This is a genomic window from Streptomyces griseoluteus, assembly GCF_004784465.1.
Taxonomy (GTDB): domain Bacteria; phylum Actinomycetota; class Actinomycetes; order Streptomycetales; family Streptomycetaceae; genus Streptomyces; species Streptomyces griseoluteus.
On record NZ_SRRU01000007.1, the window covers coordinates 357,048 to 380,437 of the forward strand.

The 23,390-nt window shown below is 72.5% G+C and carries 23 protein-coding genes; 15 read left to right on the plus strand and 8 right to left on the minus strand.

Annotation, left to right across the window (positions count from 1 at the left end; genetic code table 11):
- Nucleotides 1-16 precede the first annotated feature (16 nt).
- From ribH to E5082_RS21170, 6 genes are all read left to right on the plus strand, one after another.
- Nucleotides 17-502, plus strand: coding sequence for a 6,7-dimethyl-8-ribityllumazine synthase (ribH, locus tag E5082_RS21145; RefSeq protein WP_135792795.1), 486 nt, complete (start codon nucleotides 17-19; stop codon nucleotides 500-502).
- Nucleotides 503-536: 34 nt separating this feature from the next.
- Nucleotides 537-809, plus strand: coding sequence for a phosphoribosyl-ATP diphosphatase (locus E5082_RS21150; RefSeq protein WP_020117406.1), 273 nt, complete (start codon nucleotides 537-539; stop codon nucleotides 807-809).
- Nucleotides 810-869: 60 nt separating this feature from the next.
- A complete protein-coding gene (hisG, locus tag E5082_RS21155; RefSeq protein ID WP_135792796.1) occupies nucleotides 870-1,718 on the plus strand; it encodes an ATP phosphoribosyltransferase in 849 nt (282 codons plus the stop codon).
- Nucleotides 1,719-1,733: 15 nt separating this feature from the next.
- Nucleotides 1,734-2,204, plus strand: coding sequence for a PH domain-containing protein (locus E5082_RS21160; protein ID WP_135792797.1), 471 nt, complete (start codon nucleotides 1,734-1,736; stop codon nucleotides 2,202-2,204).
- 292 nt (nucleotides 2,205-2,496) lie between these two features.
- On the plus strand, nucleotides 2,497-3,831 hold the full coding sequence (locus tag E5082_RS21165) for a hemolysin family protein (protein WP_135792798.1): 1,335 nt from the start codon (nucleotides 2,497-2,499) through the stop codon (nucleotides 3,829-3,831).
- The gene (locus tag E5082_RS21170) at nucleotides 3,828-4,946 is read left to right on the plus strand and encodes a hemolysin family protein (protein ID WP_135792799.1); all 1,119 of its coding nucleotides are present in this window, start codon (nucleotides 3,828-3,830) and stop codon (nucleotides 4,944-4,946) included. Before E5082_RS21165 ends, E5082_RS21170 begins: the two co-directional genes overlap by 4 nt.
- 184 nt (nucleotides 4,947-5,130) lie before the next feature.
- Here the strand turns inward: E5082_RS21170 and E5082_RS21180 are convergent, their stop codons facing one another.
- Both E5082_RS21180 and E5082_RS21185 read right to left on the minus strand, forming a co-directional pair.
- Nucleotides 5,131-6,993: an AAA family ATPase gene (locus E5082_RS21180; protein ID WP_135792868.1), complete on the minus strand. Its 1,863-nt coding sequence runs from the start codon at nucleotides 6,991-6,993 to the stop codon at nucleotides 5,131-5,133.
- A 456-nt stretch (nucleotides 6,994-7,449) separates the two neighbouring features.
- Nucleotides 7,450-7,920, minus strand: a complete 471-nt coding sequence (locus tag E5082_RS21185) for a uridine kinase family protein (RefSeq protein ID WP_373310081.1) — start codon at nucleotides 7,918-7,920, stop codon at nucleotides 7,450-7,452.
- Between the two features lie 392 nt (nucleotides 7,921-8,312).
- On the opposite strand from E5082_RS21185, the gene E5082_RS21190 reads away from it, so the two are divergent.
- The 5 genes from E5082_RS21190 (at nucleotide 8,313) to E5082_RS21210 (ending at nucleotide 14,661) form a co-directional block, all read left to right on the plus strand.
- Nucleotides 8,313-9,269, plus strand: coding sequence for a hypothetical protein (locus E5082_RS21190; RefSeq protein WP_135792800.1), 957 nt, complete (start codon nucleotides 8,313-8,315; stop codon nucleotides 9,267-9,269).
- Between the two features lie 43 nt (nucleotides 9,270-9,312).
- Complete coding sequence (locus E5082_RS21195; RefSeq protein ID WP_135792801.1) at nucleotides 9,313-10,854, plus strand: amino acid permease; 1,542 nt, start codon at nucleotides 9,313-9,315, stop codon at nucleotides 10,852-10,854.
- 263 nt (nucleotides 10,855-11,117) lie between these two features.
- On the plus strand, nucleotides 11,118-12,488 hold the full coding sequence (locus E5082_RS21200) for a peptidase C39 family protein (protein ID WP_135792802.1): 1,371 nt from the start codon (nucleotides 11,118-11,120) through the stop codon (nucleotides 12,486-12,488).
- A 94-nt stretch (nucleotides 12,489-12,582) separates the two neighbouring features.
- A complete protein-coding gene (locus tag E5082_RS21205; protein WP_373310080.1) occupies nucleotides 12,583-13,236 on the plus strand; it encodes a TetR/AcrR family transcriptional regulator in 654 nt (217 codons plus the stop codon).
- A gap of 252 nt (nucleotides 13,237-13,488) precedes the next feature.
- Nucleotides 13,489-14,661: an acyl-CoA dehydrogenase gene (locus E5082_RS21210; protein ID WP_135792804.1), complete on the plus strand. Its 1,173-nt coding sequence runs from the start codon at nucleotides 13,489-13,491 to the stop codon at nucleotides 14,659-14,661.
- Here E5082_RS21210 and E5082_RS21215 read toward each other — a convergent pair.
- The gene (locus tag E5082_RS21215; RefSeq protein ID WP_135792805.1) at nucleotides 14,624-14,863 is read right to left on the minus strand and encodes a hypothetical protein; all 240 of its coding nucleotides are present in this window, start codon (nucleotides 14,861-14,863) and stop codon (nucleotides 14,624-14,626) included. The two genes, E5082_RS21210 and E5082_RS21215, sit on opposite strands and share 38 nt — an antisense overlap.
- 77 nt (nucleotides 14,864-14,940) lie before the next feature.
- Nucleotides 14,941-15,384 (minus strand): hypothetical protein, encoded by a 444-nt coding sequence (locus E5082_RS21220; RefSeq protein ID WP_135792806.1) that lies wholly within the window; start codon nucleotides 15,382-15,384, stop codon nucleotides 14,941-14,943.
- Nucleotides 15,385-15,629: 245 nt separating this feature from the next.
- Here E5082_RS21220 and E5082_RS21225 point away from each other — a divergent pair, with 245 nt between their 5' ends.
- The 4 genes from E5082_RS21225 to fxsA all read left to right on the plus strand — a co-directional run bounded on the left by E5082_RS21225 (nucleotide 15,630) and on the right by fxsA (nucleotide 19,736).
- Nucleotides 15,630-16,073: an Lrp/AsnC family transcriptional regulator gene (locus E5082_RS21225; protein ID WP_135792807.1), complete on the plus strand. Its 444-nt coding sequence runs from the start codon at nucleotides 15,630-15,632 to the stop codon at nucleotides 16,071-16,073.
- A gap of 60 nt (nucleotides 16,074-16,133) precedes the next feature.
- Nucleotides 16,134-17,738: an amidohydrolase gene (locus E5082_RS21230; RefSeq protein WP_135792808.1), complete on the plus strand. Its 1,605-nt coding sequence runs from the start codon at nucleotides 16,134-16,136 to the stop codon at nucleotides 17,736-17,738.
- A gap of 556 nt (nucleotides 17,739-18,294) precedes the next feature.
- Nucleotides 18,295-19,083 (plus strand): polyprenol monophosphomannose synthase, encoded by a 789-nt coding sequence (locus E5082_RS21235; protein WP_229918941.1) that lies wholly within the window; start codon nucleotides 18,295-18,297, stop codon nucleotides 19,081-19,083.
- Nucleotides 19,084-19,169: 86 nt separating this feature from the next.
- Nucleotides 19,170-19,736: an FxsA family membrane protein gene (fxsA, locus tag E5082_RS21240; RefSeq protein WP_135792809.1), complete on the plus strand. Its 567-nt coding sequence runs from the start codon at nucleotides 19,170-19,172 to the stop codon at nucleotides 19,734-19,736.
- Nucleotides 19,737-19,837: 101 nt separating this feature from the next.
- On the opposite strand, the gene E5082_RS21245 is transcribed toward fxsA, so the two are convergent.
- The 4 genes from E5082_RS21245 to yczE form a co-directional block, all read right to left on the minus strand.
- Nucleotides 19,838-20,212: an RNA polymerase-binding protein RbpA gene (locus E5082_RS21245; protein WP_003977404.1), complete on the minus strand. Its 375-nt coding sequence runs from the start codon at nucleotides 20,210-20,212 to the stop codon at nucleotides 19,838-19,840.
- A 267-nt stretch (nucleotides 20,213-20,479) separates the two neighbouring features.
- Entirely contained in the window at nucleotides 20,480-21,826 is a 1,347-nt protein-coding gene (locus E5082_RS21250; RefSeq protein WP_135792810.1) for an MFS transporter, read from the minus strand.
- Between the two features lie 63 nt (nucleotides 21,827-21,889).
- Nucleotides 21,890-22,657, minus strand: a complete 768-nt coding sequence (locus E5082_RS21255; protein WP_135792811.1) for a glycerophosphodiester phosphodiesterase family protein — start codon at nucleotides 22,655-22,657, stop codon at nucleotides 21,890-21,892.
- Nucleotides 22,654-23,307 (minus strand): membrane protein YczE, encoded by a 654-nt coding sequence (yczE, locus tag E5082_RS21260; RefSeq protein ID WP_135792812.1) that lies wholly within the window; start codon nucleotides 23,305-23,307, stop codon nucleotides 22,654-22,656. The genes E5082_RS21255 and yczE overlap by 4 nt, the downstream gene beginning before the upstream one ends.
- Between the last annotated feature and the right edge of the window lie 83 nt (nucleotides 23,308-23,390).

Consider the following 23,390-nt stretch of genomic DNA (forward strand, 5'->3'; position numbering starts at 1 on the left):
AGCGCGAAGGAGCAACGTGAGCGGCAAGGGTGCACCGGAACTGTCCGTACGCAATGTCAGCGACCTCAGGGTCGCCGTCATCGCGGCGCAGTGGCACGACAAGGTGATGGACGGTCTGGTGAACGGCGCCCTGCGCGCCCTGCACGACCTGGGGATCGACGAGCCGACCCTGATCAGGGTCCCGGGCAGCTTCGAACTCCCCGTCGCCGCCAAGGTCCTGGCCGACCGCGGCTACCACGCCGTGGTCGCCCTCGGTGTCGTCATCCGCGGCGGCACCCCCCACTTCGACTACGTGTGCCAGGGCGTCACCCAGGGCCTCACCCAGGTCTCGGTGCAGACCGGCGTCCCCGTCGGCTTCGGCGTCCTCACCTGTGACACCGAGGAGCAGGCACTGGACCGCGCCGGCCTCGAGGGCTCCAGCGAGGACAAGGGCCACGAGGCGGTCACCGCGGCCGTGGCCACGGCTGCCACGCTCCGTTCGGTCTCCGAACCCTGGCACTGAGACCCCGCCCGGACCGCGTAGGCTGAGGACCACCATGTCCAATAAGACGTTCGAGGAGCTCTTCACCGAGCTCCAGCACAAGGCAGCCAACGGCGACCCCGCCACCTCCCGCACCGCCGAACTGGTCGGCAAGGGCGTCCATGCCATCGGCAAGAAGGTCGTCGAGGAGGCCGCCGAGGTCTGGATGGCCGCCGAGTACGAGGGCAAGGAAGCCGCTGCCGAGGAGATCTCGCAGTTGCTCTACCACGTCCAGGTGATGATGGTCGCCCGCGGCATCTCGCTGGACGACGTCTACGCCCATCTGTGATCCGTCGCCCCGTACGCCAAACCCGCCGTACCACCCCGTCACACGAAGGAAGCCGACCTCATGCTGCGCATCGCCGTCCCCAACAAGGGTTCCCTGTCCGGACCTGCGGGGGACATGCTGCATGAGGCCGGCTACCGGCAGCGGCGGGAGTCCAAGGAACTGCGCACCGTGGACCCGGTGAACGAGGTCGAGTTCTTCTACCTCCGCCCCCGGGACATCGCGATCTACGTCTCCTCCGGGCAGCTCGACATCGGCATCACCGGCCGGGACCTGCTGATCGACTCCGGCGCCGGCGCCGAGGAGATCCTCCCGCTCGGCTTCGCCCGCTCCACCTTCCACTTCGCCGCCCGCCCCGGCACCTTCGCCGGCACGGCCGACCTCAAGGGCCGCACGGTCGCCACCTCCTACGAGGGCATCGTCGCGCGTCACCTCGCGGACAACGCCATCGACGCCTCCGTCGTCCACCTCGACGGTGCGGTGGAGACCGCGATCGAGCTGGGCGTGGCCGAGATCATCGCGGACGTGGTGGAGACCGGCACCTCGCTGCGCAACGCCGGGCTCGAGGTCTTCGGCGAGCCCATCATGAAGTCCGAGGCCGTCGTCATCCGCCGCACCGGCGCCGAGACCGACGAGCCCAAGGTCCAGCAGTTCCTCCGCCGCCTCCAGGGCGTCCTGGTCGCGCGGACCTACGTGATGATGGACTACGACTGCCGCGTGGAGCAGCTCGAGAAGGCCGTCGCGCTCACGCCGGGCCTGGAGTCCCCGACCGTCTCCCCGCTGCACAACGAGGGCTGGGTCGCCGTGCGCGCCATGGTGCCCACCAAGGACGCCCAGCGGATCATGGACGACCTGTACGCCATCGGGGCCCGGGCCATCCTGACCACGGCCATCCACGCCTGCCGTCTCTGAGGAACCGCGAGTCAGATGCCCGAGCTCTCCCAGCCACCCGCCCAGCCCGCCCTCCCGGTCACCTTCCGGCCGGAACGCACCCGCGTGATCCTGCTCACCGCCGGACTGGCGATCTTCGTGGTCGTCGCCGCCGTGGCCTTCCTGCTGGACATGGGGCCGGGGGAGCGTCTCAGCTTCATCGTCACCGGTGCCCTGATGGCCTGGGTGCTGGCCCGGCTGGCGCGGGTGAAGGTCGTCGCCGACGAGTCCGGTGTCACGGTCGTCAACATCGCCGGCAGCCGCAAGCTGGCCTGGGCCGAGATCGTCGGGGTCAACCTGCGTCCGGGTGACCCCTGGGTGTTCCTCGACCTCAGCGACGGCACCAGCCTGGCCGCGCTCGGCATCCAGCCCGGCGTCGCCAAGCAGCGCGCCATCGCCGACGCGCGGAGCCTGCGCACTCTGGTGGAGCAGCAGGCGCCGCGGGATCCCGAGTTCCCCCGGAGCTGAGGTTCCGCCGGGCCGAGCGCGCCTCAGGGGCCCCTCGGGGACCCGGACGGGGGGCCGTTCAGGGGCGGTCACCCTTGCCGCACCTGCCCCGGTCTTGACTAATCTGTTGGCGGAGGCGTTTTCCGACGCGCCTCCGCCTCCGTCGTGCCACGCCCGGCGCACGGAGGTTTTCCCTGCTATCCGAGGAGTGACCCTCTCCGGCGATGGACGGATCGTCCTGTAGTACCTGCGCCGCCCCCTGCCGACATACCGCGGACCACCCGGCCCGCGTGCACGCGGAGGCGGCGGCATCATGAGCATCCCCCTGCTGCTCCTGGGAGCGGCCTTCGTGCTGATCCTGGCCAACGGCTTCTTCGTGGCCGCCGAGTTCGGCCTCGTCACCGTCGAGCGCCAGGACGCCGAGCGGGCCGCGGCCGAGGGCGACAAGCGCGCCCGTACGGTCGTGGAGTCGCTGAAGGAACTCTCCTTCCAGCTCTCCGGCACCCAGCTCGGCATCACCATCACCTCGCTCGTCGTCGGCATGCTCGCCGAACCGGCCCTCGCGGACCTGCTCGACGGCCCCCTCGGCGCGCTCGGCGTCCCCGAGGGCGCGGCCTCCGGCGTCGCGGTGGTGGTCGGCATGCTGCTGGCCAGCGCCATCCAGATGGTCGTCGGTGAGCTGGTCCCCAAGAACTGGGCGGTCTCCAAGCCGCTCCAGGTCGCGCGGTTCGTCGCGGGCCCGCAGCACGTGTTCTCGCGGCTGTTCCGGCCGGTGATCTCCGTGCTGAACACCGTCGCCAACCGGCTGGTGCGCGCCCTCGGCGTCGAACCCACCGACGAGCTGGCCTCCGCCCGCACCCCCGGCGAACTGGTCTCCCTGGCGCGGCACTCCGCCCGGGCCGGTGCCCTGGAGCAGGACACGGCCGACCTGTTCGTCCGCACCCTGTCCCTCGGCGACCTGACCGCCCAGCACGTCATGACCCCGCGGGTGAAGGTCAGCGCGCTCCAGGACTCGGCCACCGCCGAGGACGTCGTCAACCTCACCCGCGCCACGGGCCTGTCCCGTTTCCCCGTCTACCGGGAGAAGATCGACGAGATCGTGGGCATGGTCCACCTCAAGGACGCCCTGGCGGTCCCGGCCGCCGAGCGCCTGCGCACCCCGGTCGCCCGGATCGCCGGCAAGGCGCTGCTGGTCCCCGAGACCCTGCCGGTGCGCCCCCTGCTGACCCGGCTGCGCAGCGAGCAGCCCATCGCGGTCGTCGTCGACGAGTACGGCGGCACCGCGGGCGTGGTCACGCTGGAGGACATCGTCGAGGAACTGGTCGGCGAGGTCCGCGACGAGCACGACCGCCAGGTGGTGCCCGAAGTCGCCCCCGCCCCGCCCGAGGACGGCCGCCCCGCGTGGGACGTGGACGGCGGCTGCCGCGTCGACGTCCTCACCCGCATCGGCCTGGACGCCCCCGAGGGGCCCTACGAGACCGTCGCCGGGCTCGTGGCCGACCTGCTCGGCCGTATCCCGGCCCCCGGTGACCGGGCCGAACTGCCCGGCTGGCGGCTCTCCGTGCGCCAGGTCCGCCACTACCGCGCCGAGCGGGTCCGCCTGGTCCGGACGGCGCCCGTCGCCCAGCAGACGGAGGCCGCCCGATGAGCGTCGTCCAACTCCTCTTCGCCGCGCTGCTCGTGCTCGCCAACGGATTCTTCGTCGGCGCCGAGTTCGCGCTCGTCTCCGTCCGGCGCAGCCAGATCGAGCCGGTCGGCACCGCGCGCGCCCGCCAGGTGCTGCACGGTCTGGAGCGGCTGCCGCAGATGATGGCGGCCGCCCAGTTCGGCATCACCGTCTGCTCGCTGACCCTGGGCGCGGTGGCCGAGCCGACCGTCGCCCATCTGCTGGAGCCGGTGTTCGAGGCGGTCCATCTCCCGGAGGGTGTGATCCACCCGCTGGGCTATGTGATCGCGCTGGCCGCGGTGGTCTTCTTCCACCTGGTCATCGGTGAGATGGTGCCGAAGAACCTGGCCATGGCCGCCCCCGAGAAGGCCGCGCTGTGGCTCGGCCCCGGCCTGGTGTACTTCGCCCGGATCTGCAAGCCCGTCACGGTGGCGCTCGGCGCCTGCGCGCAGGGCATCCTGCGGCTCTTCCGGGTCGAGCCAAAGGACGAAGTGGAGGCCGTCGTCACCAGCGAGCAGCTCAACCGCCTGCTGGAGGACTCGAGCCAGGCCGGGCTGCTGGACCCGGAGGCGCAGGAGCGTCTCGAGGACGCGCTGGAACTGGGCTCCCGCCCGGTCACCGACGTCCTCCTCAAGCGCGAGACCCTCGTGACGGTGCCGCCCTCGGTCACGCCGGGGGAGATCGTCGAGCTGACCGCGCGCACCGGCTACTCCCGCTTCCCGGTGGCCGCGGGCACCGGCGCCTTCATGGGGTACGTGCATGTGAAGGACGTCCTCGACCTGGAGGACTCCGACCGCGCCGTGCCGCAGCACGTGTGGCGGCCGATGGCCACGATGCGGGCGGAACTCCCGCTGGACGACGCGCTGACCGTCATGCGCCGGGCCGCCACGCATCTGGCCCAGGTGGCGGACGCCTCGGGCCGCGTGCTGGGCCTGGTCGCGCTGGAGGACGCGCTGGAGCTGCTGGTGGGCGAGGTCCACGACCCGGCCCACCCGGACACCCCTCGGACCGCGCCGAGGACGGAACCGGTGCCCGTGCGCCCGGCCCCGGCCCGGCCGCGCAAGAGCGGGGACCCGGAGCAGGCCCTGGCCACCTAGGGCCTCTCGTTTGGATCTTGCCGGGCTCGCGGGGTCTGGCACCGCGCCTCGCGGCGTTGTCGTCGGTTGCCATGGCTCCGCCATGTCGCCCTCCTCCGCCTTGCGATGCACGGCACCAGACCCCGCTCCCTGATCCGGCCTGATCCAAACGAAAGACCCTAGGGGATGTCCGCCGCGGGGCCCGTCACATCGCCGACGGGTCCTGCGGCGCCCGCCCCGACAACACCTCGCCGTACGCCTGCATGAGGTCCGGCAGGCGCAGGGTGGCCAGGTCCTCGCGGGAGAGGACGCCCGGACAGGTGGACAGCCGCAGATCCCGGTACGCGCAGCTCTTCTCGTACAGGGTGCGCAGGAACCTGCCGTTGCCCAGCTCGTCGATCCAGCCCTGGTCGACCACGTGCCCGGCGATGGAACGCAGCTCCTCCACCGCCTCCTCGTCCCACGCGTCCCCGTTCTCCGCCGCCAGCACCCGGCCGATCTCGGTGAGTTCCTGGGGGCGGTACGAGGGGAAGTCCACGCGGGTGGTGAAGCGGGACGACAGACCGGGGTTGGCGGCCAGCAGCCGGTCCATGCCCTCGGGATATCCGGCGAGGATCACCACCAGGTGGTCCCGGTTGTCCTCGGCCCGCTTCAGCAGCACCTGGAGCGCCTCGTCGCCGTACGCGTCGCCCTTGCCGTAACCGGAGTTGGAGAGCGCGTACGCCTCGTCCACGAAGAGCACTCCGCCGATGGCCGAGTCGATCAGCTCGTTGGCCTTCACCGCGGTCTGGCCCAGGTACTCGCCGACCAGGTCGGCCCGCTGCGCCTCCACCAGGTGGTCGCCGCCGAGCAGGCCGAGGGCGTAGAAGACCCGGCCGAGGATGCGGGCCACCGTGGTCTTGCCGGTGCCGGAGGGGCCGGAGAAGACGAAGTGCCGTTTCGGCGGCTGGACCGGGAGTCCCTGCCCGGCGCGCAGCCGGGCCATGTTCAGCTGCGCCGAGAGCGCCTTCACCTGGCGCTTGACGGGCTCCAGGCCCACCATGCGCTCCAGCTCCGCCAGCGCCTCCTCCAATAAGCCCGGATCGGTCGGTCCGGCCGGCAGGTTGGAGGAGGAGAGCCCGCTCTTGAGGCGGACCGCGCGGTCGGGCGCCGAGGACAGCGGGCCGGTGGGCAGGTCGGGCTCGGTGAACCTGAGGTCGCGGCCCTCGGTGCCGAAGAGGGGGTCGAGGGTGTCGGGACCGTCCATCGTGTCCTGGCCGGCACCGGACAGGGTGACCGCCGCGAAGTCGGCGGGGTCGTCGTACCCGTCGCCCTCGGCGATGGCGGCGAGCCGGGCGGAGGTGTCCATGAAGGCCGGGTCGACCCGGTGCACGGCCCGGTACAGCGGGAGCGCGGCGGCGGTGCGGCCGGTGCCCTCGTGGGCGCGGGCCAGCCAGTAGCGCAGCTCCTTGCGCTGCGGCTGCTCGCTGCGGCAGCGCATCAGGGCGGCCGAGAGCAGCGGCTCGGCCTGCCCGTACGTCTCCAGCCGGACGCGGGCCATGCCGCCGAACAGGCCCGCCTCTATGCCGAGCAGCGGGTCGTCCAGCAGCGGGTCGGTGTGACGGACCAACTGGTCCCAGTCCTTGACCAGGTAGGCGCGGCAGGCGTGCAGGAACCGCACCTGCGGGTCGGTGTCCACGGGCGGCAGCCCGGCCAGCGCCCGGTCCAGCTCCGGCACATGGCGGCCGTCCAGCCAGTGCGAGGCGTGCGCCAGCAGCAGGTCGCGGGGGCTCTCCAGCACCGGCTGCACCCACCAGCCCAGCCAGTACCAGGAGTTGAGGGAGCGGCGGTGCCGGGCGCGCTGCTCGCCGAAGCGGTCGCGGTGCCGGAACATCCTCAGCAGCGCGGTGGTCGTGTCGACCCTGAGCGCGTGCAGCCCGAGCCAGGCGTCGGCCATCCCCGGGTCCATCCGCGCCGCGGCGCGGAACTCCTCCTCGGCCTGCGGGTAGGCGCCCATCGTGTAGGCGTCCACGCCTCGCACCCAGGCGAGGTCGGCCGGGGCCTCGGGGCCCTGCGTGCCGAAGTCCATCACGTCCCCCACGAACCGTGCCCCCCGTTGGTTGCCCCGCCGGGCAGGCGCTCGGCGGTCGCCGCGGTCGAACCGCTGTACCGCGGACCGGAGTTGCCGGTGCGCGAGGCTGCTGCCAGAAGGTCGCACCGAGGGCATCGTACCCGCGGGGGCACCGGCTGCCGAAGGGTGCCGCAGAGGGCGTTTGACGAGGTGGGAGCATGCGGGGCGCACGGGGCGCGGTCACCGAGGGTGATCGGATCGGTGCGTTCGGCGCCCCGGAACCCGGCTGAGGGCAGAACGAAGCCCCCGATCACGGGGGAACAATCGGGGGCTTCGTGTCCTCGGGACGGCCCGCGAAGGGCCGTGTGTGGAGAAAGTAAGACCTGTACGGGGGCGGGGTCAAGCCGACCTGGAGCCCTGGATGAACTTACGGGGCGACCGTCTTCACAAGTTCAGCACACAGCGGACGACTCGTCACTTTGAGTGAGAATCCGGGCCGGGTGGGCCCGGCCGGAGGGGGCTCGCGGGCCCTGGCAGCACCTCGTACCCCTCCGGTGTCGCGCGCACCGTCAGGTCCGCATGGGGGTGCGAGGGGTCACCGGCGAAGTGCGCGCGCTCCGCCTCGGTCCAGCCGTCCCAGAACTCCCGCTGGGCCTCGCCGTCCCGGCGGCGGCCGCGCGCCCAGGACTCCGGCGCGGGAAGCTCCATCCACAACAGGGCCGCCAGATGCGGGCGCAGCTCACGGCGCCCCGCGCCGACGCCCTCGACCAGGAGCACGGGAGCGGGCGGCAGGAGGCGGGGCGGGCCGAAGGCGCGCAGGGTCCAGTCGTAGGGGGCGTACCGCGCGCTCTCACCCCGGCCCAGCGGCTCGATCACCTGGGCGGTCAGCCGGGCGGTCCAGGAGAACAGCTCGTCGTGGGTGGCGATGTCGTCCAGGTGCAGCACCGGAGCCCCGTCGAGCGCGGCGGCCAGGTGTCCGGCGAAGGTGGACTTCCCGGAGCCCGCGTGCCCGTCGACGCCGATCAGCCGGACCGGCCCCAGGGACGGGGGAAGGGCGCGCAGCCGGCGGGCGAGGTCGTGAATGGTGATTCCCGAGGTGTGGTGCGGTGTGGGGGAGTTCTGCCGGAAACAGTCTAGTAGGGGGTGAAGGCGAGGTGCCCGACGGGCCGAAAAACGCGACTTCCCGAGGCACCCGCTGACCAAGGGTCAATCGGTGGAGATTTTCCCCCGAAATCCGCCGACCGATATGTGAAATTCGGCGTTCCAGGTGTGTCGCGCGGTGAGTAAGGTGCGTCCTGCACAACTGCGACGCGTTGTATCGGGACGGACAGGGGAGCATGGCCGCGGAGTTATTCGAGGGGCAGTACGTCTGGCACCCGGCGGCCGACGACCGCGTCCTGGCGAGCGTATGCGTCGATGTGCGGGCGGGGCGTCACCGCTACGCCTGTGAGGCCCTGGCCGAGACCCGTTCCGACTTCGCCCTGCGCGCCCACCGCTCGCTGGTGCTGGCCTCGGAGGCGGCCGGCACCGACCTGGTGGAGCGCTGGCTCGCCGAGGAACCCTCGCCCGAGGCCGCGCTGATGTGGGCCCGGGTGGCCGTGCAGCGCGCGATGCGGGCCGCCGACGCGCGCGACGAACGCGCCGAGGCGCTGGAGCGGATAGCGCTGGCCGCCTGCGAACGCGCCGCCGCCATCGCCCCCGACGACCCCACGCCCTGGGTCGCCAAGCTGACCATGGCCCGGCTGCACCAACTGCGCGAACCCGCCCCGCAGGGCCTGCTCACCGCGCCGCCCGGACCCTGGCGGCTGTTCGCCCACATCCTGTCCCTGGACCCCTGGCACCGCGAGGCCCACCACCGCTTCCTCTCCTTCTTCTTCACCCGGCACGGCGGCACGGTCAACGCCGCCTGGGACGTGGCCGCCTTCCTCAGTCAGCGCGCCCCCGCCGACTCCGCGCTCCGGCTGCTGCCGCTGGTCGCGCTGGTGGAGAGCTACAACCCGACCCAGTTGCTCGCCGACCGGGTCTGGGAGCAGCCGCAGTGGCGTTCCACCGCGCTGGCCGCCTACCGCAACTGGCTTCCCACGGTGGCCGGTTCGCGCTTCACCCCGGTGCTCGACCTGGCCTACCTCGCGCACGCGCTGGTGATGGGCCAGAGCGAGTTCGAGGCACGGGCGGTCTTCGCGGCGATGGGCCCGTACGCCTCGCGCATGCCCTGGAGCGCCTTCGGCGACCCCGCCGAGCAGCTCTCCCGCGCCCGGCGCGCCTGCGGGCTGCCCGTCCCCGGAGCCGCCTGAGACCGCACCTCACGCGTCCACCCCCCAACAGAAAGGCAGATCAGTGTCGGAACGGATATCGCCGCCAGGGGCCAAAGCTCCGGCGGCCGAGGAACCGGTCGTGCTCGACGACGACGCGACCCTGCACGCGATGGGTTATCCGCGCAAACTCACGCGCCGTTTCAAAGCGTTCGACAATTTCGCGATCTCCTTCACCATCATCAATGTCCTCTCGGGTATTTTCTCGTCCTTCGGATTCGGTCTGGGTGCGGGCGGTCCCCGTATTCTCGTGTTCGGCTGGATCGGCGTCTCCGTGATGGTGCTGTTCATCGGCGCCGCCATGGCGGAGGTCGCCTCCGCCTATCCGACGAGTGGGGCGCTGTATTTCTCCGCCGGTAAACTCGCCAAGCGGCACAAGGGCGCCTGGTCCTGGTTCACCGGCTGGCTGAACTTCGTGGGGCAGATCGGCGGCACCGCCGCCACCGGATACGCGGCCGCCACCTTCATCCAGGCGTTCGTCGCCCTGCAGTGGTCCTCCTACGAGCCCACCGCCCACCAGACGGTGCTGATCACCGCGCTGATCATCGTGCTCCAGGGCCTGGCCAACACCTACACCGTCCAGCTCGTCGCGGTGCTGAACCGGATTTCGGTGTGGTGGCTGCTGATCGGACTCGTGGTGATCGTGGGCGCACTCATCGTGATTCCCGATCACCACCAGTCGGCGTCCTTCGTCACGCATTTCGAGAACAACACCGGCTTCACCAACGGTCTTTACGGCGGCATGCTGGGCCTGCTGGTCACGAGCTGGACCTTCACCGGCTTCGACGGCAGCTTCCACATGTCGGAGGAAACCGTCCAGGCGACCGTCAACGCCCCCAAGGGCATCACCCGCGCCATCGGCTATTCGGCGCTCACCGGCCTGATCCTGATGCTCGCGCTGGTCTACAGCATTAGCGACTACACCAAGGTGGCCGGCTCGGACGCCCCTCCCGTCCAGATTCTCATCGACGGGCTCGGCGTCGGCACCGCCAAGGTCATGCTGCTGATCGTCATCGGCGCCATGCTCTTCTGCGGGCTGGCCAACCTCACCAGCAACACCCGGCAGATCTTCGCCTTCTCGCGCGACGGCGCCATGCCCGGCTCCCGCTGGTGGCACTCCGTCTCGCCTCGCACCCGGACGCCCGTCAAGGCGGTCTGGCTCGCCGTGGCCTGCTCGCTCGCCCTGGTGGTCCCCGGCTGGTGGTCCCACACGGCCTTCACGGCCATCGTCAGCGTCAACGTGGTCGGACTGTTCCTCGCCTACGCGGTGCCGATCTTCCTGCGGCTGCGGCTCGGCGACGACTTCCAGCCCGGCCCCTGGCACCTGGGCCGCTGGGGCCGGCCGATCGGCTGGGTCGCGGTGATCTGGATTCTGCTCAGCAGCGTCCTGTTCATGCTCCCGCAGGCGTCCCCGATCACCGTGGACTCGTTCAACTACGCGCCGATCGCGCTCGCGGCCGTGCTGCTCATCGCCACGGTGTGGTGGTTCACCACCGCCCGCCGCCGCTTCCAGGGCCCGGTCAGCTACGGCCGCCCCGACGAGGTCGCGGCGATGGACCTGGTCTGAGCCCTCGGGCGAGCGGAAGGTGACATGAGCCTGCCACGGCACGGCCCCGGTGTGCGGCGTCCCGCCCACACCGGGGCCGTGCCGTGCCGGGGCCCCGGTCGCCGCCATTGGCCAAGACCAATATTCATGGGCGCGGCATGCGTCGAAGTGCTGGCAGGGGCATGTCGGCTGCTCCATAGTTGGCGCACAACCGTGCACCCGAGTTGGCGCACGCCCGTGCACCTGAACCGTCCCGACCCGGACACCTGGGGGTAGTCGCGCCCATGAGCAGAGCCCAGCAGCCGTCCCGCCGCACCGTTCTCGCCGCAGCAGTCGCCGTCGCGGTGGCCGCCGGGACGGTGCCCGCGGCCGCCGCCACCGCAACCGCGGCCGCCGACGCCGACGACTCGGGCCGCGCGCCCGCCCGTCCCGTCGACAACCGCGCCTGGACCACGTATCCCGACTGGCGCGGCGGCACCGGAAGCGGCGTCCGGACCCTGGCGGGCCGGCGCCCCGGCATCGCCATCGCCGTGCCCGAGGGCCGCACCGATTACACCGACCCGCACACCGGCACCACCGCCACCTGGGAGTACGCCACCTGGACCTCCCCGGTCCACCGGCTCCGGGTGCCCGCCACCGAGCTGATCGCGTCCTGGAACGCCGACACCCCGGCCGGCACCTGGCTCCAGATCGAGCTGCAAGCCGCCTACTCCGACGGCACCACCGCCCCCTGGTACGTGATGGGCCGCTGGGCCGCGGGCGACGAGGACATCAAGCGGACCTCGGTGGACGACCAGAGCGACGGCAAGAGCTCGGTGTGGACCGACACCTTCGCCATCGACGACGCGAGCACCGGCCTGCGCGCGGTGGCGTACCGGCTGCGCCTCACCCTGTACCGGACGCCGGGCACCCGGCGCACCCCGACCGTGTGGCGGGTGGGCGCGATGGGCTCCGACATCCCCGACCGCTTCACCGTCCCGGCCTCCACGCCCGGCCTCGCCCGCGAACTGGCCGTACCGCGCTACTCGCAGGAGATCCACAAGGGCCAGTACCCCGAGTACGACAACGGCGGCGAGGCGTGGTGCAGTCCGACCTCCTCGCAGATGATCATCGAGTACTGGGGCGGCCGGCTCACCCCCGAGCAGCTCGCCTGGGTCGACCCGTCCTACGCCGACCCGCAGGTCGACCACGCGGCCCGTTACACCTACGACCACCAGTACACCGGCTGCGGCAACTGGCCGTTCAACGCGGCCTACGCGGCCACCTTCCCCGGTATCCAGGGCGTGGTGACCCGGCTGGCCTCGCTCACCGACCTGGAGACCCTGATCGCGGCGGGCATCCCGGCCATCACCTCCCAGTCCTTCCTCAAGACCGAGCTGACCGGCGCCGGTTACGGCACCTCCGGCCACCTGATGACGGTCATCGGCTTCACCGCCGACGGCGATGTCATCGCCAACGACCCGGCCTCGCCCAGCGACCCCGAGGTGCGCCGGGTCTACGCCCGGCGCGAGTGGGAGAACATCTGGCTGCGCACCAAGCGGTACGACGCGAACGGCAAGGTCAAGAGCGGTACGGGCGGCGTCTGTTACCTGTACTTCCCGGCCCGCCCGACCCAGCGCCAGCTCCGCGCGCTCGCCGCGGTGGGCGTGCGCTGACGCGGCACGGGGGCGGCCGGGCGCCGGTCCGGCCGCCCCCTCTGCCATACTGCGCGGGTCCCGCCGGACGTGGAGACCAGGGCAGAATGTGAGCGTGCGTCAGCAGCAGGCGGCCGTCCCCGTCCGGGCGCGCGGCACCGACCGCTCCGCGGCCCGCCGCGCCGAACTCCTCGCCATCGGGCGCACCCTGTTCGCGAACACCCCCTACGACGCGCTGTCCATGGACGACATCGCCCGCCAGGCCCATGTCGCCAAGGGCCTGATCTACTACTACTTCCGTTCCAAACGCGGCTACTACCTGGCGATCGTCGAGGACTCCGTCGCCGAGCTGGTCGCCTTCGCCGCCGGCGGCGCCGAACTGCCCGCCGTGGACCGCCTCCAGCGCACCATCGACGGCTACCTCCGCTTCGCCGAGCACCACCAGGCCGCGTACCGCACCATCGTCAGCGGCGGTGTCGGCTTCGACCACGAGGTGCACGCCATCCGGGACGGGGTGCGCGAGGCGATCGTCGCCACCATCGCCGACGGCGCGTACGGCAGGACCGACATCGGCCCGCTGGCCCGTACCGGCCTGTTCTCCTGGGTGTGCAGCGTCGAGGGCACCACGCTCGACTGGATCGGCCGCCCGGAGCTGACCCGCGCCGCCCTGGGCGAGCTGCTGGTCAAGACCCTCGGCGGCACCCTGCGCGCCATCGAGGAGCTGGACCCCTCCTGCCCGGCCCCGCCGCCGGCCCGCCGCGACGGCTGAGATTCCCCCGTACGGCCCTGCCCGCACCCCCGCCGAAGGGGGTGCGGGCGGCTCCGGCTGGATTCTTGAAGTAAGCGGTCGTTAACTGGTGACGGGAGGTCCCCGATCGGGCATACTCACGGCACAAGCCGCTGGTCAGCCGCCTCCGAGACCCGGAAGCGGGGCCTCGGCGCCACCGGAGCGATCGCGCGGAGCCGCCCCACCCAAGGCGCACATCCGCCGATGTGCCCGCACAGGGAGGAGTCCGACGCCATGTCCGACCGCGAAACGCAGCCGGTGGAGCGTCAACTGCCCACGGACGAGGCGAGGGATCTGCTCGCCCTGGTCCGGGACATCGCACAGCGCGAGATCGCGCCGAAGGCGGCCGAGGAGGAGGACGCCGGACGCTTCCCCCGCGAGGTCTTCACCCTGCTGTCGGAAGCGGGCCTGCTGGGCCTGCCCTACGACCCCGAGCACGGCGGCGGCGAGCAGCCCTACGAGGTCTACCTCCAGGTGCTGGAGGAGCTGGCCGCGGCCCGGCTCACCGTCGGTCTCGGCGTCAGCGTCCACACCCTCGCCTCGTACGCGCTCGCCACCCACGGCACCAAGCAGCAGCAGGTCGAGCACCTGCCCGCCATGCTCGGCGGCGGCCTGCTCGGCGCCTACTGCCTCTCCGAGCCGTCCTCGGGCTCCGACGCGGCCTCCCTGCGCACCAGGGCCGTCCGGGACGGCGGCGACTGGGTGCTCAGCGGCACCAAGGCGTGGATCACCCACGGCGGCATCGCGGACTTCTACACCGTGATGGCCCGCACCGGCGCCGACGGCCCACGCGGCATCACCGCGTTCCTGGTGCCCGGCGACGCCGAGGGCCTGAGCGCGGCCCTGCCGGAGAAGAAGATGGGCCTCAAGGGCAGCCCCACCGCCCAGGTTCACCTGGACGCTGTACGCGTTCCGGACGAGCGGCGCATCGGCGAGGAGGGCCAGGGCTTCGGCATCGCCCTCTCGGCGCTCGACTCGGGCCGGCTCGGCATAGCGGCCTGTGCGATCGGCGTCGCCCAGGCGGCCCTGGACCAGGCGGTGGCGTACGCGACCGAGCGCCGGCAGTTCGGGCACCCCATCGCGGACTTCCAGGGACTGCGCTTCCTGCTGGCGGACATGGCCACCCAGATCGAGGCGGGCCGGGCGCTGTACCTGGCGGCGGCCCGGCTGAAGGACGCGGGCAGGCCGTTCGCCAAGCAGGCCGCCATGGCCAAGCTGCACTGCACCGACACCGCGATGCGGGTCACCGTCGACGCCGTGCAGGTCCTCGGTGGGTACGGCTACACCGCCGACTTCCCCGCCGAGCGCTACATGCGCGAGGCCAAGGTGCTCCAGATCGTCGAGGGCACCAACCAGATCCAGCGGATGGTCATCGCTCGTCATCTGGCGGGGCCGGAGAGTCGCTGAACTGCCCCCTGCGCACCGTCGGGGCCGCCAGTTCGGCCCACTCCGGGTCGTGGCGCCCCGGCAGTGTGCGGCCCCGGTCGGCCCAGACCCGCATCAGCTCGGTGTAGATGGGCGGGTCCGGGTGCGGGGGTGCGGCCGCGTCCGCCGACCGGGGCACGTAGACGCGGCGCTGACGCCCGGTGGCCGTCTGGGTGGGAGTCATGCCTGGCCAACGCGAGCGCGGCCCGGCAGGTCACCGGCGGGCGGAATCGAGCGTCAGTTCAGCGTCGTCCGCACCGCTCAGGCGGCGGCCTTGCCGCGCGTGAACGGCACCTGCATCGGGCGCGAACCCGGGCCGCCCACGTGCGAGAACGGCTGGGTCCGCCAGTCCAGACCCTGCGGGAGTGTCAGCAGCAGCGCGGTGTCCTGCTCCTGCGGCGCGAAGGACTCGTCGGCGGGGCGGGCGTCCGCCGCCGCGCGGCCCGTACCGGCACAGGCCGTCAGGCCGAAGGGGTTCCACGGCGAGGCGCACAGCGCGTGCTCCGGCAGGGACTCCTCGTCCGCCAGCAGCGCGATGGCCTGCGCGCAGTCCGGGCAGATCACCCGGTACATCTCGAAGGTGTCGTAGTCGGCGTCGAGGCCGTAGGCGTCACCGGAGTCCGGTTCGACGCCCTCCGGCTCGGGCTCGACGACGAGCTGCTGCCGCTTCGCGGCAGAACGAACGGGGCGCTTGACACTCTGCATGGGATTCTCCCCCTAAGGCTGGGCCGTGAAGGCGCTGCGGCCTCGACCACAGCAAGCACTTCCCGCAGGTTCTCGGCGGTAACCGTGAGAACCTCACGCAGCGCGCTCACATGGTGTGGCGTTCGTCACAGGCTAACGGTGGATATCCGCCCAGATGCCGCGTGCCGCGCCCTCGGAGCCCGCCGAAGTCGTCCCTCGGTTCCCCCACGCGCACGCGCGCGGGACCGCACGGTAGGTTCTGGCGCATGGAGGAGCTGGACCGTCAGATCGTGCAGTTGCTCGTCAAGGACGGGCGGATGAGCTACACGGACCTGGGCAGGGCCACGGGCCTGTCCACGTCGGCCGTGCACCAGCGCGTGCGCCGGCTCGAACAGCGGGGCGTCATCCGCGGCTACGCCGCCGTCGTCGACCCCGAGGCCGTCGGGCTGCCGATGACCGCGTTCATCTCCGTCAAGCCGTTCGACCCCAGCGCCCCCGACGACATCGCCGAGCGGCTCGCGGGCGTCCCCGAGATCGAGGCGTGCCACAGCGTCGCCGGGGACGAGAACTACATCCTCAAGGTGCGGGTGGCCACCCCGCACGAACTGGAGGAACTCCTCGCCCGGCTGCGCTCCCTGGCCGGCGTCTCCACCCGCACCACGGTCGTGCTCTCCACGCCGTACGAGGCCCGCCCGCCGAAGATCTCCTGAGTCCCCCCGACACGCGCCCCGGTTCCGGGTGCCCGGCGGGGACGGGGGAGACTGGTGGGCATGAGTGAGCAGCACGCCGGCCCCAAGACCGTCCTCCTGCGCCGGGGCGAGGTCCACAGCCCCGCCGACCCCTTCGCCACCGCGATGGTGGTGGAGCGCGGCCAGGTCGCCTGGGTGGGCTCGGAGGGCGCCGCCGACGCCTTCGCCGACGGGGTGGACGAGGTGATCGACCTCGACGGCGCCCTGGTCACCCCCGCCTTCACCGACGCCCATGTGCACACCACCGCCACCGGGCTCGCCCTGACCGGCCTCGACCTCTCCGGCGCGCCCTCCCTGGAGGCGGCCCTCGCCCTGGTCCGGGAGTTCGCCGCCGCCCGCCCCGCCGACCGGGTCCTCCTGGGCCACGGCTGGGACGCCGCCCGCTGGCCCGGCGGGCGTCCGCCGACGCGCGCGGAGCTGGACGCGGCCACCGGAGGCCGTCCGCTCTACCTCTCCCGCGCCGACGTCCACTCGGCCGTCGTCAGCACCGCCCTGCTGGACCTCGTCCCGGCCGCGGTGAGCCGCGCCGACGCCCCGCTCACCGCCGACGACCACCACGCCGTCCGGGAGGCCGCCCTCGGCGCGCTCGCCCCGGCCCAGCGCGCCGAGGCCCAGCGCGCCGCGCTCGCGCACGCGGCCTCCCTCGGCATCGGCTCGGTGCACGAGTGCGGCGGCCCGCAGATCTCCTCCGAGGACGACTTCACCGGCCTGCTCCGGCTCGCCGGCGAGCTGCCCGGCCCCCGCGTCGTCGGCTACTGGGCCGAGCGGGACGTCGACAAGGCCCGCGAACTGGGCGCGGCCGGCGCGGCCGGCGACCTCTTCGTGGACGGGGCGCTCGGCTCCCACACCGCCTGCCTGCACCAGCCGTACACCGACGCCGCTCACACCGGCACCGCCTACCTGGACGCCGACGCGGTCGCCGAGCACGTCGTCGCCTGCACCGAGGCCGGGCTGCAGGCCGGCTTCCACGCCATCGGCGACGCCGCAGTCACCGCCGTGGTCGAGGGCGTGCGCACCGCCGCCGAGAAGGTCGGCCTGGCCCGCGTACGGGCCGCCCGGCACCGGGTCGAGCACGCCGAGATGCTCACCCCCGACACCGTCGCCGCCTTCGCCGAGCTGGGCCTGATCGCCTCCGTCCAGCCGGCGTTCGACGCCGTCTGGGGCGGCGAGGACGGCATGTACGTCCGCCGCCTGGGCGCCGAGCGGGCCCGCACCCTCAACCCGTACGCGGCCCTGCTGCGCGCCGGGGTGCCGCTCGCCTTCGGCTCCGACAGCCCGGTCACCCCGCTCGACCCCTGGGGCACCGTCCGTGCCGCCGCCTTCCACCGCACGCCGGAGCACCGGGTGTCGGTGCGGGCCGCGTTCACCGCGCACACGCGCGGCGGCTGGCGCGCCATCGGACGGGACGACGCGGGCGTCCTGGTGCCGGGCGCCCCCGCCGACTACGCGGTCTGGCACACCGGTGACCTCATCGTGCAGGCCCCCGACGACCGGGTGGCCCGCTGGTCCACCGACCCCCGCTCCGGCACCCCCGGCCTGCCCGACCTCACCCCCGGCACCGGGCTCCCGGTCTGCCTGCGGACGGTGGTCGGGGGGCGGACGGTGTTCGTACGGCCGGGCGAGTGATCTCCCGGCCCTGCGGTGGAGCCGAACGGGTGGCGCCGCCCGGTAGCCCGACCTGCGTATCCGCGCCCTTTTCCGCGCCCTCCCCGGCACAGCCGCTGGCCAGGGGGCTGTTGACAGCCGACGGCGCGGGGCCGGTAGGTTCGGCCGAGTCCACCAACGGACGTTCGACCGGGGAGTGTTCGCATACTCGTCGCGGCGCCACTGGGTCAGGACGGTGTGCCGTACCGGGGCATCGTCGACGGCAGCCAGGCGCAGTGCTCGCGCCGACGAGGGAGCGCTCCGGCCGGTCGGCAAGGTGTGACCCGGATGGGGCCCGCGCGCTCAGTAGACAACGGCTCTCGGTCGATCCGCAGCCAGCGGGTCCCAGGTCGGCCCGAAGGGCGGCGCGGGCCCCCATCCGCCGCGTGAAAGCCGCGGCGAGGCGCCGGAAACCCGCCGAAAAGCGCGCTCCTGCCCCGCTCACCGGCTTCCGACACCGCCCAGGCCCTGTGCCGCCGCGTCATCGCAGGCCGTGACCACTATGGTGGACGCCTGCGCACGACATGAAGGGGCAGCAGTGAACGACGGCGACGGGACCCTCTCGGCCAAGGCCGGAGGGCGGCAGTTCGGTCCGCTCGGCACGGCCTTGGTGATCATTCCGACCTACAACGAGGCGGAGAACATCAAGACCATCGTGGGCCGGGTACGCAAGGCTGTCCCCGAGGCGCACGTCCTCGTGGCGGACGACAACAGCCCCGACGGCACCGGCAAGCTGGCCGACGAGCTGGCCGCCACGGACGACCACGTGCAGGTGCTGCACCGCAAGGGCAAGGAGGGCCTGGGCGCCGCCTACCTCGCGGGCTTCCGCTGGGGCCTGGAGCACGGCTACGGCGTGCTGGTCGAGATGGACGCCGACGGCTCCCACCAGCCCGAGGAACTGCCCCGCCTGCTGACCGCCCTCAAGGGCGCCGACCTGGTCCTCGGCTCGCGCTGGGTGCCCGGCGGCCGGGTGGTGAACTGGCCCCGGTCCCGTGAGGTCATCTCCCGCGGCGGCAGCCTGTACTCCCGGCTCGCCCTCGACCTGCCGCTGCGCGACATCACCGGCGGCTACCGCGCCTTCCGTGCCGAGACGCTCCAGGGGCTCGGTCTGGAGGAGGTCGCCTCGCAGGGCTACTGCTTCCAGGTCGACCTCGCCCGCCGCGCGGTGAAGGCCGGGTACCACGTCGTGGAGGTCCCGATCACCTTCGTGGAGCGCGAGTTCGGCGACTCCAAGATGAGCCGGGACATCCTCGTGGAGGCCCTGTGGCGGGTCACCGCGTGGGGCGTGGGCGACCGCGTCGGCAAGATCAAGGCCAAGGGCAAGTAGGGGCGAGGCGGCGCCGTACGGGCCCGGCCCGCGGGGATGATCCACCCCTTATGCGGCACTGAGCCGGGCCCAGGCACACTGGAAGCATGACGACTGGCGCATCCACCCCTCCGCGGACCGGGCAGACCGGGCGGCCCAAGCGCTCGGCGCCGCGCAGATATCTGCCGCTCGCCCTCGCCGCGTGGCTGGTGCTGGAGATCTGGCTGCTCATCCTCGTCGCGGACGCCGCCGGGGGCCTCGCCGTGTTCCTGATCCTGGCCGCGAGCTTCGTCGCGGGCGCGGTCGTGGTGAAGCGGGCCGGCCGCCGCGCCTTCCGTAACCTGGACGAGGCCCTGCGGCGCGGTACGGCGCCCTCCTCGGGCGGCGGCAGCAACGGCCTGCTGATGCTCGCCGGACTCCTGCTGATGCTCCCCGGCATGCTCTCCGACGTGGCCGGACTGTTCCTGCTGCTGCCCCCGGTGCAGAACCTGGTCCGCCGCCGCACCGAGCACGTGGTGAGCCGCAAGCTGCGCGGGGCCACGCCGGGTTCCTTCGGCGACGCCTTCCAGCAGGCCCGCATCCACCGCCCGGACGGCAAGGTGGTGCAGGGCGAGGTCGTCCGGGAGCGCCGCGACGACTCCACCGACGAACCCCGGCCGCCGCTGACCCGCTGAGCGGGCGGGTCCGGACAGCACAGAACCGCGGGCGCCGTACATCGTGACGATGTACGGCGCCCGCGGTTCTCTGTGCGCCAGGTCGGCGCAGCCCCTTGGGGCTACGCGGACTTGCGGCTGTCGCGCGGGTGTACCGCGATGTTCATCGCGCCCGACCGCAGGACCGCCAGACGCTCCTCGAGGACCTCTTCGAGTTCCTCGCGGGTGCGTCGTTCCATCAGCATGTCCCAATGGGTACGCGCGGGCTTGGCCTTCTTCTCCTCAGGGCCGTCGCCGTCGACCAGGAGTGCCTGGGCCCCGCAGACCTTGCACTCCCACTCCGGCGGAATCTCCGCCTCGACCGAGAAGGGCATCTCGAAGCGATGCCCCTTCTCGCATGCGTACTCCACGGCCTGGCGCGGGGCCAGGTCGATGCCGCGGTCCGTCTCGTAGCTGGTCACCACGAGGCGCGTACCGCGAAGAGCTCGCTCACTCATGAATCGTGCCTCCCGGGCTTGATGCCCACAGGACAGGTGTCGCTGTCGTCGTCATCCGGTCAACGTCCGGTCGGCGGTAAAGATTCCCGTTCCGAGTCCCGTTCCGGGTCGTGCGTCGCCGTCGTAGCCGCCCCTTGTTGTACCCACACGCGCCCGGTTTGTCACATCTGCTCGCAGATATGACCTACCGTTTCGCTGTCTTTGACGCGCAGTAACGGTACGCCTGGCAGGCCAAACGCGTACACTACCGCCCTTTCGTGTTGAACGCTAAATCCTTTCGGGGACCGGGTTCCCCGCCTCGCCGATCGCACGCCGGACCGGTACCCGCGCCAGCAGGACGAAGCCGATCACGAAGAAGGCCACCAGGGAGACGATCGCGGAGCGGTAGCTTCCGGTGAGCTGGTAGGTCACCCCGAACAGCAGCGGGCCGAGCCAGCTCATGCCCCGGTCGCTCATCTCGTACGCGGAGAAGTACTCCGCCTCCTTGCCCGGCGGGATCAGGTGGGAGAACAGCGAGCGGGACAGGGCCTGGCTGCCGCCGAGCACCAGGCCGATCGCGGCCGCCAGCACATAGAAGAACACCGGCGCCCCGGCGGGCAGGAAGTACCCGGCGGCCAGGGTGCACGTCCAGGCCACCAGCGAGCCGAGGATCGTGCGCTGGGCGCCGTAGGACCTTGCCAGCCGGCCCATCGCCAGGGCGCCCGCGACCGCGAGCACCTGCACCAGCAGGACCGCGCCGATCAGCGTGGACTGCTCCAGACCCAGCTCCTCCGAGCCGTACACCGAGGCCTGGGTGATCACCGTCTGGATGCCGTCGTTGTAGACGAGGTAGGCCAGCAGGAAGGCGAGGGTGCGGGGGTGGCGGCGCATGTCCTTCACCGTGGCCGCCAGTTGCCGCAGCCCGGTAGGGGCGGCGGCCGCCACGCGCGCGTGCCGGTCGCGCAGCCGGCGCAGCGGGATCAGCGCGAAGGCGCCCCACCACAGCCCGGCCGAGGCCAGGCACACCCGCACGGCCGCCGGCTCGGAGAGCCCGAAGGAGCCGTGGGCCAGGTACAGCACCAGGTTGACGACCAGCATCAGGGAGCCGGCCGCGTAGCCGAAGGCCCAGCCGCGCGAGGAGACCCGGTCGCGTTCGGCGGGCGGGGCGATCTGCGGCAGGTAGGAGTTGTAGAGCATCATCCCGACCGACTGCGCCGCGTTGGCCACCACCAGCAGCAGCCCGCCGAGCAGATACCGGTCGCCGTCCAGGAAGAACATGCCCGTGGTCGCGGCCGCCCCGGTGTACGCGGCCGCGGCCAGCAGCGGCTTCTTGCGGCCCGTGCGGTCGGCCAGGCTCCCCACCAGGGGCATCACCAGCACCGCGACGATCACCGACAGGGACACCGTGTAGGCGAAGAACGAGCCCGCGCGCACCGGCAGCCCGAGCGGGTGCACATAGCCGTCGGCGTCGGCCGCGTGCCGGGCCACGGCGGTCAGATACGGGCCGAGGAACACGGTGAGGACGCTCGTGGAGTAGACCGAGCACGCCCAGTCGTACCAGTACCAGCCGCGCTGCTCGCGCCGTGAACCCGCCATCTCCTCGGGCGCCCCCGCCCGCACGGTGCCGATACCCACCCCGCGCCCTCGCTTCCCCGCCGCAGTGCCGTGCCAAGGCGGGGGAGGTGTCGCGGGGCCCGGTCAGACCCAGACGCCGCGGTCCTCCATGACCTCGCGCAACGTGTCGATGTGATCGGTCATGATGCCATCGACCCCCAGCTCCAGGAGCCGGTGCATCCGCTCGGGTTCGTTGACCGTCCACACGTGCACCTGGAGCCCTCGCGCGTGCGCCGCGCGTACGAAGCGCCCGTCGGCCACCGGAACCCCCGACTGGGCCTCCGGCACCTGCGCCGCCACGGCCGAGCCGCGCACCGGGACGGGCAGCCCCCAGGAGCGCAGCCGCAGCCCCAGCACGCCCAGGGTGCCGAACGAGGTGGCCAGTCTCGGCCCCGCTAGCCGCTGCGCCCGGCGCACCCGCGCCTCGGAGAAGGAGCCCAGGCAGACGCGGGCCCAGGCGTCCGTCCGCCCGACCAGCTCCAGGAAGGGCAGCAGGGCCGCGTCCGCCTTCACGTCCACGTTCCAGCGGACCTCGGGGAACGTCTCCAGCAGCTCCGCGAAGAGCGGTACGGGCTCCCGCCCGCCCACGCGGGCCTGCCGGACCTCCGCCCACGGCAGGTCGGCGACGCGGCCGGTACCGTCGGTGACCCGGTCCAGGGAGTCGTCGTGGAAGGCGACCAGCGTGCCGTCCGCGGTGAGGTGGACGTCGGTCTCGATGTAGCGGTAGCCCAGCGCGACCGCCCGGCGGAACTGCGCGACCGTGTTCTCCACCCCCTCCGCCGCCCCGCCCCGGTGGGCGAACGGGATGGGGCCGGGGTGGTCCAGGTACGGGTGGCGTATGGGCTCGGTCACCGGCGCAGTATCGCGCGCTCCGGCTCGTGGCCGGCAACCACCCTGCTCGGTACGGGCACCGGGCGCAGCGCGAAGACCCGCAGGAAGAACTGGGCGAGCGGGCCGATCGCCAGCGCGTACAGCACGGTGCCGACGCCGACCGTGCCGCCGAGGGCGAAGCCGGTCGCCACCACGGTGACCTCCACACAGGTGCGGATCAGCCGGATCGAGCGGCCGGTCCGCCGGTGCAGGCCGGTCATCAGGCCGTCGCGCGGGCCGGGGCCGAAGTCCGCCGCGATGTAGAGGCCGGTCGCCGCGCCGTTGAGCACGACCCCGAGGACCAGCAGCGCGATCCGCGCGGCCAGACCGTGCGCGCCGGGCAGTACGGACAGGGTGGCGTCCATGGCGAAGCCGATCACCAGCACATTGGAGACCGTGCCCAGGCCGGGCCGCTGGCGCAACGGAATCCACAGCAGCAGGAGGACCGCGCCGAGCAGGGTCAGCACCACGCCCATGCTCAGGCCGGTACGGGCGGCGAGCCCCTGGTGCAGCACGTTCCACGGCTCCAGGCCGAGGCCCGAGCGGACGAGCAGCGCCGAACTCGCCCCGTACAGCGCGAGACCGCCGTAGAGCTGGAACAGCCGGCGGGAGAGACGGCCCGGAGTGGACATGGAATACCCCCCTGGGGTGGTGGCAGTGGCCTTGCCCGTGTCACTCTGTGGCTTGGGACGGAAGGCTATCCATGGCCAATCCG